This window comes from Magnetospirillum sp. ME-1, assembly GCF_002105535.1.
Classification (GTDB): Bacteria; Pseudomonadota; Alphaproteobacteria; order Rhodospirillales; family Magnetospirillaceae; genus Phaeospirillum.
Genome location: NZ_CP015848.1, coordinates 3,208,358 through 3,221,002 on the forward strand (window position 1 = coordinate 3,208,358; position 12,645 = coordinate 3,221,002).

A 12,645-nucleotide genomic window follows, 5' to 3' on the forward strand; every position below is an offset into this window, starting at 1 on the left:
TCATGACTTCGTTCCGCGCCGTCCTCTCCGCCCTGGTCCTGGCTCCGCTGCTCGGCGGTTGCGCCGCCGATCTGGCCGAGCACGATTATCGCCTGGCCCACCCTATCGTCGTGGAGGAAAAGGCGGCGGTGGCCCTGTTCGCCCGCCCCGCCGAGGGCGCGCCGCTGTCCTCCGCCGACCGTGACCGCCTGGGCCGTCTGGCCGAGGAATCGCTCAGGCGCGGCGCCGGCGCCATCGAGATCACCGCCGGTGCGCGGCCGGGCGAGGAGGCGGGCGCCCAGGCCTTCGCCCAGACCCTGGCCGACACGCTGCGTGCCTGGGGCGTGGCCGCGGTGAACGTGGCGGTGGCCAGCGGTCCCGATGCCGCCCTTCAACCCGGCCAGGCCCAGGTCCGGGTGCCGGTCTGGGAGGCCAAGGCGCCGGAATGCGGTACTTTCGACCGGGGGCTCAACCCGGACTATGCCAACGCGCCTCACAGCAACTGGGGCTGCTCCCTTCAGCGCAACCGGGCGCTGATGGTGCAGAACCCGGCCGATCTGGTCCGCGCCCGCGAAACTTCGGGCCGCGACGGCGCCCGGGCCTCCACCGTGCTGGAGAAGTACGGCAAGGGCGATGCCACCGGTTCGGCCAAGGAAGCCCTCAGCGCCGGCTCGACCTCGGATGTGGGATCGTCGGCCGGCGCGAAATCCTCGGGCGGGAGCAAGTAGGAGGCGGACATGGCCTATCGCCTGACCATCGAGGCGTTCTGCTGCGGCCCCGACACCGCCGAGGCCCTGCGCGCCGCCGTCCTCGACCGGCCGCTGGCCAAGTCGCGCCTCGGTCTGATGGAGGGCGGGCTGGCGGCGGCCATCGGCCATTACGCCGACCTGCCCACGCCCCAGGTGCTGGTGGTGGAGGAGACCGACCCGGCCTTGCTGCGGTCGCGCCTCGACCAACTGGCCGAGGTCTGCGTCGCCGGCACCAAGGTGGTGGTGATCGGCCCCACCAACGACATCCGCCTCTACCGCGAGCTGATGGCCAAGGGCGTCGCCGACTACCTGCCCGCCCCGGTGGCCCCCCGCCAGTTGGTGGACAGCCTGACCGGCCTGTTCGCCGACCCGGCTTCGGCGCCGCGGGCCCGGGTGGTGGCCTGCTGGGGGGCGCGCGGCGGCACCGGCTCGTCCACCATCGCCCAGAATCTGGCCTGGGCGGCGTCGCGCCATCTGGGCGAGCAGGTGATTCTCATCGATCTCGACCTGCCCTTCGGCACCTCGATCCTGGCCTTCAACCTGGACACCAAGCAGAGCGTGGCCGACGCCCTGGCGAACCCCGAGCGCCTGGACGAGGTGCTGATGGACCGCTGCATGTCCGAATACGACGACCATCTGCAGGTCCTGGCCGCACCCGGCGACGGGCGCAGCCGCGTGTCCATTTCTCCCGACGCCGTCGAGCACATGGTGGAGCTGGCGTCGCGCATGGCCGCCCTGGTGGTGCTCGATATCCCCCATGTGTGGGACCAGTGGAGCGAAGCTGCCCTGGCCGCCGCCGACGAGGTGGTGGTCACCGCCATTCCCGATTTCGCATGCTTGCGCGACACCAAGGTGCTGCTGGAACTGCTGTCTCCCCGCCGCCAGGGCTTGAGCCAGCCCCGCCTGGTGCTCAACCGGGCCGAGAACGGCCGCAAGGCGCAGTTGTCGGCCAAGGATTTCGCCGAGACATTGAAAGTCCAGCCCGCCCTGGTGATTCCCGCCGATCCGGCGCTGTTCGGCGAGGCGGCCACCGAGGCCCGCATGCTGGGCGAGGTGGCGGAAGGCCACAAGATCAGCCAGTCCCTGGCGCAACTGGCGGCGGCGCTGTCGGGCAAGGCGGCGTCCCCGGCGCGCAAGCCGTCGGGGGGCAAGGGCCTGCTCGGCTGGCTGAGGAGATAGGCCATCATGTTCGGCCGGCGCTCCGCTCCTCCCGACCCCAAGGCCCAGCCCGTCCGCGAGACGGCGAAGCCCGCCGCGATTCCCGCCCCGGCCGCGGCGGCGCGGGGGGCGGAGCTGGACCAGCGCCTGTCCGACATCAAGATCGCCATCTTCAACGACCTGATCGATTCGGTGGACCCCACCGAGCTGGGCAACCTGGAGCCGGCCCAGGTGAGGGAGGAGATTTCGGACATCGTCGCCGAGATCATCTCCATGCGGAACCTGGTGATCTCGGCCGCCGAGCAGCAGGTGGTGATCAGTGACATCTGCAACGACGTGCTGGGCCTGGGGCCGCTGGAGCCGCTGATCGCCAGGGACGACATCGCCGACATCATGGTCAACGGCGCCGACAAGGTCTACATCGAGACCGATGGGCGCATCGAGCTCACCGACATCAAGTTCCGCGACAACGCCCAGCTGATGAACATCTGTCAGCGCATCGTGGCGGCGGTGGGCCGGCGCGTGGACGAATCCAGCCCCATCTGCGACGCCCGCCTGGCCGACGGCTCGCGCGTCAACGTCATCGCGCCGCCCTTGGCCATCGACGGGCCGACGCTGACCATCCGCAAGTTCAAGCGCGAGAAGCTGACGCTGGAAAAGCTGGTGGAATTCGGCTCCCTGTCCGCCCCGGCCGCCCGCGTGCTGCAGATCGCCTCGGCGGTCAGGTGCAACATCCTGATCTCGGGCGGCACGGGGTCGGGCAAGACCACGCTGCTGAACTGCATGACCCGCTACATCGACCAGACCGAGCGCATCGTCACCTGCGAGGACGCCGCCGAGCTGCAATTGCAGCAGCCCCATGTGGTGCGCCTGGAAACCCGCCCGCCCAACCTGGAAGGGGCCGGGGCCATCACCATGCGCGATCTGGTGAAGAACTGCCTGCGCATGCGGCCCGAACGCATCATCGTCGGCGAGGTGCGCGGGCCGGAAGCCTTCGACCTGCTCCAGGCCATGAATACCGGCCATGACGGCTCCATGGGCACCATCCACGCCAACACGCCGCGTGACGCCCTGTCGCGCGTCGAGAACATGGTGGCCATGGGCGGCTACAACCTGCCGGCCAAGGCGGTGCGCGAGCAGATCGCGTCGGCCGTCAACATCATCGTCCAGGCGTCGCGCCTGCGCGACGGCTCGCGCAAGATCACCCATGTCACCGAGGTGGTGGGCATGGAAGGCGAGATCATCACGCTGCAGGATCTGTTCGTCTTCGAGTTCGAGGGCGAGGACAGCCGAGGCCGCATCCTGGGCCGCCACCGGCCCACCGGCCTGCGTCCCGCCTTCTGGGACCGCGCCCGCTATTATGGCCTGGAGCGCGACCTGGCCGAGGCGCTGGGAGAGGTCCATGTTTGACCTGCTCGCCCGCCTGCCGCCGGAAATCGCCGTGCTGGTGGCGGTGCTGCTGGTCGCCCTGGCGGTGCTGGGCTGGTCCATGGTGGCCTTGATCCACGGTCCCCGGGCCCGGCTGAAGCGCCGCCTCGCCGTGGTGGCGGGAGGCCAGGCCCCGGCGCGGCGCCAGGCGGTGCGCGGGCCCCAGCGCAAATCGGTGCAGGCCCGCCTCAGGGAAGTGGAAGGCGCGCGCCAGCGGCGCTTCGGCTACCGCCTGCGCGAGCAGCTGATGCAGGCGGGCTGGCGGATCGAGGTCTGGCACTATCTGGCCGGCTCGGCCGCCCTGGCCCTTTTGGTCCTGGCGGTGGGCGAGGCCTCGGGCCTGCCGCTTGTCTGGGGCCTGCCGTCCGCCCTGTGTCTGGGAATCGGAGCGCCCAAGCTGATCCTGGGCGTGGCGGCGGGCAAGCGGCTCAAGGCCTTCGTCGCCCAGTTCGCCGACGCGCTGGACGTGGTGGTGCGCGGCATCCGTTCCGGCCTGCCCCTGGGCGAATGCATCGCCATCATCGGCCGCGAGATGCCCGATCCCGTGGGCGCCGAGTTCCGCCAGATCACCGAGGGCACCCGTATCGGCCTGACGCTGCACGAGGCCATGGCCCGCGCGGTGGAGCGCATGCCCATGGCCGAGATGCGCTATTTCGCCATCGTGCTGGCCATCCAGCAGCAGACCGGCGGCAATCTGGCCGAGACGCTCGCCAAGCTGTCCGAGGTGCTGCGCGCCAGGAAGCGCATGCGCGACAAGGTCCAGTCCTATGCCGCCGAGGCCCGCGCCTCGGCCGCCATCATCGGCTCGCTGCCCCTGCTGGTGGTGGGCATCCTGTCGCTGGTGGCGCCGCAATATATCGGCCTGCTGTTCACCACCGAGCTGGGCAACGTCCTGCTGGCCATCGGCCTGCTGACCGAGGGGGTGGGCGTGCTGGTGATGCGCAACATGATCAATTTCGACATCTGAGGGGGGCGGGATGCTGGTCCACACCTTCACCTGTCATCCTGAGCGTAGCGAAGGATCTCCGTCTGGCCTGGTGGATCCGGGCCGGACAAGACGGAGCAGGACGGGATCCCTCCTCCCGATGGTCGTCGGGATGACAGGCGGGGCTCAGTCATGCTGACGACCCTCATCATGGTCATGGCGGCGCTGGCGGCGGCGGCTTCGGTCCTGGCGGTGGCCCTGCCGCTTCTGGCCCGCGACCGCCGGGCGTCGCGCATCAGGGCGGTGTCGTCGCGCCGCCGCGAATTGTCCGAGCGCCAGAAGGCCGAGCTGGATCAGGGACGCGCCCCCGGCCGGCGGCGCGGCCAGCGTCCCCAGCGCCGCGTCGCCCTGATGCGCGCGGTCATCGACCGTCTGAAGCTGCAGGACGTGCTGGAGGCCAAGGCGCTGAAGGCCAAGCTGGCCAGCGCCGGCTGGCGTGGCCAGGCGGCGCCGCTCACCTTCATCTTCGCCCGGGTGGCGCTGCCGGTGCTGCTGCTGGTGCTCGGCCTGATCTACGCCACCACCTTGTTCGACGAGCAGCCGCTGATGGTCCGCGTCCTGATCCTGGCGGTGGCCATGGGCATCGGCGCCCTGCTGCCCGACATCTGGCTCGCCAACGCGGTGCAGAAGCGGCAGATGGCGCTCAGCCGGGCCTTTCCCGACGCGCTCGACCTCATCGTCATCTGCGTCGATGCCGGGTTGTCGGTGGAGACGGCGCTGGGCCGCGTCACCGAGGAAATGATGATCGGCGCGCCCGAGATGGCCGAGGAAATCGGGCTGACCGCCGCCGAGCTGGCCTTCCTGGCCGACCGCCGCCACGCCTGGGAGAATTTCGCCGAACGCACCGGCCTGGCCCAGGTCAAATCCCTTTCGACCGCCCTGATCCAGTCCGAGAAATACGGCACGCCGGTGGCCCAGGCGCTGAAGGTCATCGCCCAGGAAAACCGCGAGGGCCGCATGGCGGCGGCCGAGAAGAAAGCCGCCGCCCTGCCGGCCAAGCTGACCGTGCCGATGATCGTCTTCTTCCTGCCGGTGCTGTTCCTGATCATCGCCGGTCCGGCGGCGATCCAGGTCTCAGGGATGATGAAGTGAATTCCCGCATCGGGAGCTGACGGCGAAGGGGAGCGAGCCCGGGAGCGGCGCGCATTCGGTCTTGGCCTTGTGGCTGCAGACGGTGCGGCAATGGCTGCCCATTTCGTACAGGCGCCAATTGCCGGGCTCGAACCACTTGCGGGCGAAGTTTTCGGCATCCTGGCGGCTGATGAACTTCGCCTCGTCGAATTTGGGGGCGATGTAGGGGGTCCGGCAAGTGGCCTTGAGCCAATCGATCATCTCAATGAGAAGTTCGACCTGATGCCCTCCCCAGACGTTGGCCGTGCCTCGAATGCAATACTTCATGGGGCTGCACCTTGTGGTATTACCAGCCGAAGGCTGATAGCTACGTTTCAGTGCAAACATATTGCTGCGTTGGGCCTGCGTGTTACACGTCCTTATTGAAACAACTTCCGGCGAGGTTTGTCGAGTTGCCGCGATCAGCGCCGCGCCGAGGCCGCCAGGGCGCGCAGTGTGTCGGCGTTGACCTTGGCCTGTTCCGGCGAAAGATCTCGGCGCGCCATGCGTTCGGCCTCGGCGCCCTCGCCCTTCAAGGCCAGCAGCAAGGCGAGGTTCTGGCGCACCTGGGCGGTGGCGGCGGGCAGGTCGGCGGCGCGGACAAGCGTCGCCAGCCCGGCGTCCAACTGGCCGGAAAGGGCCTGGGACAGCCCCAGATTGTTCAGCACGGCGGCGTTGTCGGGGGTGATCTCCAGGGCGCGGGCATAGGCCGCCTGGGCCTCGGCGGCGCGGCCCTGGGAATCCAGCGCCACGCCCAAGGTGGAGTGGACCTCCCAATTGCCGGGCGTCATGGTCCGCGCCTCCTCCAGCACCTTGACGCACAAGGCGGCGCGGTCGGCGGCGAGATAATCCTTGCCCAGTTCCAGCAGGGCCTCGGCATCGCGGCCCAGGCGGGCCAGATGGGCCTGCATCAGGTCGGCCGCCGCCTGGCCCTGGCCGGAATAGCGCAGGTTGCGGGCCAGACCGATGGCCAGGCCGGTGTCGTCGGGGCGGCGCTGGTACAAGGTGGAGAAGTGCTGTATGGCGCCGCGATAGTCGCGGCCGGCCTCGGCCGCCAGGGCCGAGGCGCGCAAGGAGGGCTCCACCGCCGAGGACAGCCCGTTGTCCCCGCCGCCGGTCACCGAGCAGGCGGCCAGCATCAGGGCGAGGGGCAGGGCGGCGAGGCGGCTGGTCATGTCTGGGACTCCGAAAGCGCTTGGGGTTATCATCCATACTCATACGCCTTTGTGAAGCCTACCACTGTGGCCGGCTTCATTCATGCCTAGGATGAAAGGCGTCACCACGTGCGATCGAGGTTCGCCATGACGTCCCGTTATTGCTTCTCCCTGCTGCTTGCCGGCCTGATCTGGGCCGCCCCCTCGGCGGGATCGGCGGCGGAGATGCTGGAAGTGCCCCTGGGCGGCGCCAGCTTGCTGCCCATGCGGGGCATGGCCCGCTCGGTGGTGGTGGGCAATCCCGCCATCGCCGACGTCACCGTCGATGGCCCCGGCACCATCACGGTGTTCGGCAAGGCGCCGGGCGGCACCACCCTGGCGGTGCTCGATGCCGGCGGCGGCGTGCTGTTTCAGCGCCGGGTGGTGGTCCTGGCCGGCGGCGACACGTCGGTGACGCTTCGCTACGGCACCGGCAAGAATTGGGTGCCGGGCGGGGCGACGGCCATCGTCGATTGCGGCCTCAACACCTGCGCCCCGGCCAACGTCTTGTCGGGGGAAAGCCCGTACAAGGCAAAGGCGGCCGGCGCCGCGCCCGCGCCGCAAGTTCCGCCGCAATAATCATCCCGACATTGTGAGGCCCGCCACGGAAACGAGGCGGCGGAACATGCCATGATATCCACCGGATAATTTCATGGGCGATGCCATGTTCAGGCGGATGTTCCAGCGGATCGGAAATTTACGGCGGGACCAGCGCGGCTCGGTCATGCTGGAGTATTCCATTCTGCTGCTGCCCGCCCTGATGATTCTGTTCGGCATCTTCGAGATGGGGATGGTTCTGTTCGAGACCTCGGTGGTGGAAGGCGCCACCCGCGACGCGGCGCGGCGGCTGCGCACCGGTCAGGCCCAGACCAGCGCCGATCCCGCCGGCGCCTTCCGCCAGACGTTCTGCGCCTCGCTGTTCGGCCTGTACAATTGCAGCTCGTTCACCTTCGACGTGCGCAGCTTCTCCGACTTCACCGCCATCACCCTGCCGGCGCCGCAATTCGATGCCCAGGGCAACGTGTCAAACGCCCAGTTCACCCCGGGCGGCGCGGGAACCATCATGACGGTGCGGGTGATCTACCGCCACGTCTTCGCCACGCCGCTGATCGGCAGGCTGATGGGGGCGGGAGGCGGCAACACCCTGCCGGTGACCTCGACCGCGGTGTTCAAGTCGGAGCCGTATTCATGAGCCCCGCGACGCTCCGGCGCCTGATGGGCGACCGCAAAGGCGTGGCGGCGGTGGAATTCGCCCTGACCCTGCCCATCATGATCACCGCCCTGCTGGGCACGGTGGAGATCACCAATCTGGTCAAGAGCTACGGCAAGACCGTTTCGGCGGCCCAGACGGTGGCCGATCTGGCCGCCCAGTCCTCGGCGCTCACCACCGCCCAGATGGATTCCATCCGCACCGCCGCCCAGCGGGTGCTCGATCCCCTGGTCAGCAATGCCGGCAATCTCGGCCTGGACGTGGTCAGCGTCGGATTCGACGCCGCCGGTACTCCCAGCCAGTTGTGGCGCTACCAGTGGGGCGCGGTGTCGGGCGCGCCGTCGCTGGCCGGGGCCAAGGGGCTGGGCGCGGCGGGGGAAAGCGTGATCATGGTCCGTCTTTCCTATGTCTGCGTGCCGGTGCTCCACCATCTGGTGCCCAGCAAGACCTTCACCGAGATGTCCTATACGCGCCCCCGTCTGGTGCGCAAGATCGCCTTGAACGGCGTGGGAGGCTAGCCATGCTCCGATCCCTGCTCGCCCGCCTGATCCGCAGCCGCGACGGCAACATGGTGATCATGCTGGCCATCGGCCTGCTGCCCATCGTCGCCACCATCGGTCTGGGGGTGGACGTGGCCCGCGCCTATGCGGTGAAGAGCCGCATGGCCGCCGCGCTGGACGCCGCCGCCCTGGCGGTGGGATCAAGTTCGGGCACCGACGCCCAGCTTTCCGCCGTGGCGCAGAAATTCTTCGACGCCAATTATCCCCCCGGCAGCCTGGGGGCCCACCCGTCCGTCGCGGTCAAGGTGAGCGGCGACGTCATCTCGGCCAGCGCCTCGGCGGCGGTCGCCACCGTGTTCATGAAGGTGATGGGGGTGAACGAGGTGCCCATCGCGGTCGACAGCACGGTGAACCGCCAGATCGCCGGGCTGGAACTGGCCATGGTGCTGGACAACACCGGCTCCATGACCACCAACAACAACATCCAGGCGGTGCGCGACGCCGCCAACCAGCTGACCGACATCCTGTTCGGCACGGCGACGGTGCATCCCTATCTGAAGATCGCCCTGGTGCCCTATTCGGTGGCGGTCAATCCCGGTTCGGTGGCGCCCAGCCTGATCACCACCGGCGACACCTACGCCCCCAACAACGTGCTGGGCTGGAAGGGCTGCGTGGTGGAGCGGGCAGGCGCCAACGCCATGGGCGACACCTCGGCGGCGACAGCCCCCTGGACCCGCTACAACTGGCTGCCGGCCATCGACAATTACTACGACGTCACCAAGGCCTCCACCGTCTACGCCAGCCCGTCCCACGGCAACGGCTCCACCGGTCCCAATGTGGGCTGTCCGACGGCCATCACGCCGCTCACCAACGTCAAGGCGACGCTGACCGCCGCCATCAACGCCCAGGAGGCGTGGAGCCGGGGCGGCACGCTGTCGGATGTGGGCATGGCCTGGGGCCTGCGCGTGCTGTCGCCCGAGCCGCCCTTCACCGAGGGGCTGCCCTGGGGCACGCCCAAATGGAGCAAGGCGGTGATCCTGATGACCGACGGCGACAACCAGTTCTACAAGCTGACCAGCAATACCGGCGTCAACAAGGTCAACAGCGCGGTGAATTCCGATTACAGCGCCTATGGCCGCCTGGACGAGCTGGGCCGCATCGGCACCACCAGCACCACCACCGCCAAGACCACCATCAACAACCGCCTCGCCTCGGTATGCAACGCCATGAAGGCCAAGAACATCATCGTCTATACGGTGACCTTCACCTCGGGCATCAACCAGGCCACCAAGGACATCTACAAGACCTGCGCCACCGACCCGTCCAAGTACTTCGACTCGCCCTCCCAGGACGAGTTGAAGAGCGCCTTTCGCGCCATCGCCACCAGCCTCAGCAATCTTCGGGTCAGCCAGTAGAGCCGCATGCTTCTCAGTCGCCGGGCGCGGGCCTCAAGCCCGCTTGGCTTCCGCGGCATAAGCCGCGCGGCCCCTTGGGCCTAGCCGGGCCTCGATCGGGGCCCGGCATCAAACTCCATATAAAGTTTATGGGCAGGCGTTGCCGTTGAGAGGCGTTCGCACTAATGTGGGCCGGTCATGTCCGCGTCATTGCCGTCCGTCCCCGCCGTCAAAGCGCTTTCCTCCCGCCCGCCCGGCGCGGGCTGGGTGGTTCTGGCCGTGGGGCTGGCGGGGCTGGTCGCCCTGCCGGTGGTGGTGGTGGCGGCCAATCTGGTGGCGCCCACCGAAGGGGTGTGGAGCCATCTGGCCGAGACGGTGCTGGGGTCCTATATCGCCAATTCCCTGTGGCTGATGCTGGGCGTCGGCGTGGGCGTCGGCATCGGCGGGGTGGGCACCGCCTGGCTGGTCACCATGTGCCGCTTTCCGGGAAGCCGTCCTTTGGAATGGGCGCTGCTGCTGCCCATGGCCATGCCGGCCTATGTGGTCGCCTATACCTATACCGGGCTGCTGGATTACGCCGGGCCGGTGCAGTCGTCCTTGCGCGCCCTGTTCGGCTGGAAAAGCGCGCGGGATTACTGGTTCCCCGAGGTGCGGTCGCTAAGCGGGGCCATCTGGGTGATGAGCATGGTGCTCTATCCCTATGTCTACATGATGGCGCGGGCCGCCTTTCTGGAACAGTCGGTCTGCGTGCTGGAGGCGGCGCGCACCCTGGGGCGCTCGCCCTGGCGGGCCTTCGTCCAGGTGGCGCTGCCGCTGGCCCGCCCGGCGGTGGTGGCGGGCGTGGCCCTGGCCCTGATGGAGACGCTGAACGATTTCGGCACCGTCCATTACTTCGCCGTGGACACCTTCACCACCGGCATCTACCGCACATGGCTGGGCCTGGGCCAGCCGGCGGCGGCGGCGCAGCTGGGCGCGGTGCTGATGCTGTTCGTCCTCTCGCTGGTCCTGGCCGAGCGCATGTCGCGGGGAGCGGCCCGCTTCCACCACACCACCGGCCGCTACCGCCGCCTGCCCCAGCTGGAGCTGAGGGGGGCTAAGGCCCTGGCCGCCCTGGCGTTCTGCGCCATGCCGCTGGTCTTGGGCTTCCTGGCCCCCGGCGGCATGCTCGCCGTCTGGGTGGTGCAGGACGGAATCCTTTCCGGGCTGGGCGAACTGGCCGGCAACAGCCTGATTCTGGCCGGCATGGCGGGCATGGCGGCCGTGGCCGTGGCCCTGCCGCTGGCCTATGCCCAGCGGCTGCGGCCCTCCCCCCTGGTCAAGACCTGCGTGCGGCTGGCCTCGCTGGGCTATGCGGTGCCGGGTTCGGTCATCGCCGTGGGCATCATGGTGCCGCTCACCGCGCTCGACCGCATGCTGGGCGGCTTGTTCCTCACCGGCACTGTGGTGGCGCTGACCTACGCCTATCTGGTGCGCTTCCTGGCGGTGTCGGTCAATGCGGTGGAATCCAGCCTGGGCAAGATCACGCCGTCCATGGAGGCCGCCGCCCGGACGCTCGGCGCCGGGCTGGGCAAGACCCTGCGGCGCGTCCACATCCCCATGATGCGCACCAGCCTGCTGTCGGCGGCGCTGCTGGTCTTCGTGGACGTGATGAAGGAATTGCCGGCCACCCTGCTGATGCGTCCCTTCAATTTCGACACCCTGGCGACCCGGACCTTCACCCTGGCCTCCGACGAGCGCCTGGCCGACGCGGCGGCGCCCGCTTTGGCCATCGTGGTGGCCGGACTGCTGCCGGTGATGCTGCTGAGCCGGGCCATCGCCCGTTCCCGACCCGGAGAAGAGGAATGACCGAGACCGGCCTGATCATCGAGTCCGTCAGCCACGATTACGGCGGCAAGGAGGTGGTGCGCGAGGTCTCCCTGCGGGTGGGGCCGGGCGAGCTGGTCTGCCTGCTGGGGCCGTCGGGCTGCGGCAAGACCACCACCTTGCGCATTGCCGCCGGGCTGGAGGCGCCGCGCAAGGGGCGCGTCTTCCTGGGCGGCCGGCTGGTGTCGGGTGACGGCACCCATCTGGCGCCCGAGCATCGCAACGTGGGCTTCCTGTTCCAGGACTACGCCCTGTTCCCCCATCTGAACGTCCTGGGCAATGTCGAGTTCGGCCTGGATCGCCTGTCTAAGACGGAACGGCGGGGCCGGGCGCTGGCGGTGCTCGATCAGGTGGGCATGGCGGCTTACGCCGATGCCTGGCCGCACCAATTGTCGGGCGGGCAGCAGCAGCGGGTGGCGCTCGCCCGCGCGTTGGCCCCCCACCCAAAGCTGATGCTGCTGGACGAGCCGTTCTCGGGCCTGGACAAGCGACTGCGCGATCAGGTGCGGGACGAGACCCTGCACGTGCTGAAGACCTCGGGCGTCTCGACCCTGATGGTCACCCACGACCCCGAGGAGGCCATGTTCATGGCCGACCGCATCGCCGTCATGCGGGCGGGCAAGGTGGTGCAGATGGGCGAACCCGCCCTGCTCTACAATCGCCCGGTGGATGCCTTCGTGGCCTCCACCTTCGGCGAGATCAACGTGATCGAGGCCCAGGTGGCGGGCGGCGCGGTGGAGACGGCCGTGGGCCGCTTCGCCGCCCCGGGACTGGACGAGGCCCAGGCGGCCGGGGTGCTGATCCGCCCCGAGGGCGTAACCCTGACCGCAGCCTCCGACGGCGAGGGCGTGGTGCTGGTCAGCCACCATCTCGGCCGCTCCAGCCTGGTCCATCTGCGGGTGGAAAAGCCCGGAATGGCGCCGCAGCACCTGCACGCCCGCCTGCCCGGTTCCATCTGTCCGGCGGAAGGGGCGCGGGTCCGCCTGCACATAGACCCCGCCCAGGCCTTCGTCTTTCCCGCCGGGGGCGACGGACCCTGATTTTCCCCAAGGCCCTTTTTTTAATACGGGAACCAT

General features: G+C 69.0%; 13 protein-coding genes. 11 read left to right on the forward strand and 2 right to left on the reverse strand.

The genetic code is table 11. The features are described 5' to 3' along the window. Nucleotides 1-2 precede the first annotated feature (2 nt). The 5 genes from WV31_RS15135 to WV31_RS15155 all read left to right on the forward strand — a co-directional run bounded on the left by WV31_RS15135 (nt 3) and on the right by WV31_RS15155 (nt 5,391). Nucleotides 3-707, forward strand: coding sequence for a CpaD family pilus assembly protein (locus WV31_RS15135; RefSeq protein ID WP_237051317.1), 705 nt, complete (start codon nt 3-5; stop codon nt 705-707). A 9-nt stretch (nt 708-716) separates the two neighbouring features. Beyond that, entirely contained in the window at nt 717-1,907 is a 1,191-nt protein-coding gene (locus WV31_RS15140) for an AAA family ATPase (protein ID WP_085374350.1), read from the forward strand. A gap of 6 nt (nt 1,908-1,913) precedes the next feature. Beyond that, nucleotides 1,914-3,296 carry a CpaF family protein gene (locus WV31_RS15145; protein WP_085374351.1) on the forward strand — a complete coding sequence of 461 codons (1,383 nt, stop codon included), beginning with the start codon at nt 1,914-1,916 and terminating at the stop codon, nt 3,294-3,296. After that, nucleotides 3,289-4,281: a type II secretion system F family protein gene (locus tag WV31_RS15150; RefSeq protein WP_085374352.1), complete on the forward strand. Its 993-nt coding sequence runs from the start codon at nt 3,289-3,291 to the stop codon at nt 4,279-4,281. The genes WV31_RS15145 and WV31_RS15150 overlap by 8 nt, the downstream gene beginning before the upstream one ends. A 150-nt stretch (nt 4,282-4,431) precedes the next feature. Continuing rightward, complete coding sequence (locus WV31_RS15155; protein ID WP_085374353.1) at nt 4,432-5,391, forward strand: type II secretion system F family protein; 960 nt, start codon at nt 4,432-4,434, stop codon at nt 5,389-5,391. On the opposite strand, the gene WV31_RS15160 is transcribed toward WV31_RS15155, so the two are convergent. After that, nucleotides 5,374-5,697 (reverse strand): hypothetical protein, encoded by a 324-nt coding sequence (locus tag WV31_RS15160; protein WP_145980881.1) that lies wholly within the window; start codon nt 5,695-5,697, stop codon nt 5,374-5,376. The genes WV31_RS15155 and WV31_RS15160 overlap by 18 nt on opposite strands. A gap of 134 nt (nt 5,698-5,831) precedes the next feature. Continuing rightward, a complete protein-coding gene (locus WV31_RS15165; protein WP_085374355.1) occupies nt 5,832-6,584 on the reverse strand; it encodes a tetratricopeptide repeat protein in 753 nt (250 codons plus the stop codon). A gap of 126 nt (nt 6,585-6,710) precedes the next feature. Here WV31_RS15165 and WV31_RS15170 point away from each other — a divergent pair, with 126 nt between their 5' ends. From WV31_RS15170 to WV31_RS15195, 6 genes are all read left to right on the forward strand, one after another. Next, nucleotides 6,711-7,181, forward strand: a complete 471-nt coding sequence (locus tag WV31_RS15170; protein WP_085374356.1) for a pilus assembly protein N-terminal domain-containing protein — start codon at nt 6,711-6,713, stop codon at nt 7,179-7,181. A 73-nt stretch (nt 7,182-7,254) separates the two neighbouring features. Further along, nucleotides 7,255-7,794 (forward strand): TadE/TadG family type IV pilus assembly protein, encoded by a 540-nt coding sequence (locus WV31_RS15175; RefSeq protein ID WP_237051318.1) that lies wholly within the window; start codon nt 7,255-7,257, stop codon nt 7,792-7,794. Beyond that, nucleotides 7,791-8,330, forward strand: a complete 540-nt coding sequence (locus WV31_RS15180; RefSeq protein ID WP_085374357.1) for a TadE/TadG family type IV pilus assembly protein — start codon at nt 7,791-7,793, stop codon at nt 8,328-8,330. The genes WV31_RS15175 and WV31_RS15180 overlap by 4 nt, the downstream gene beginning before the upstream one ends. A gap of 2 nt (nt 8,331-8,332) precedes the next feature. After that, nucleotides 8,333-9,727 carry a TadE/TadG family type IV pilus assembly protein gene (locus WV31_RS15185; protein ID WP_085374358.1) on the forward strand — a complete coding sequence of 465 codons (1,395 nt, stop codon included), beginning with the start codon at nt 8,333-8,335 and terminating at the stop codon, nt 9,725-9,727. Nucleotides 9,728-9,904: 177 nt separating this feature from the next. Further along, the gene (locus tag WV31_RS15190; protein WP_085374359.1) at nt 9,905-11,551 is read left to right on the forward strand and encodes an ABC transporter permease; all 1,647 of its coding nucleotides are present in this window, start codon (nt 9,905-9,907) and stop codon (nt 11,549-11,551) included. Beyond that, complete coding sequence (locus WV31_RS15195) at nt 11,548-12,609, forward strand: ABC transporter ATP-binding protein (RefSeq protein WP_085374360.1); 1,062 nt, start codon at nt 11,548-11,550, stop codon at nt 12,607-12,609. Before WV31_RS15190 ends, WV31_RS15195 begins: the two co-directional genes overlap by 4 nt. The last annotated feature ends 36 nt before the right edge of the window (nt 12,610-12,645 follow it).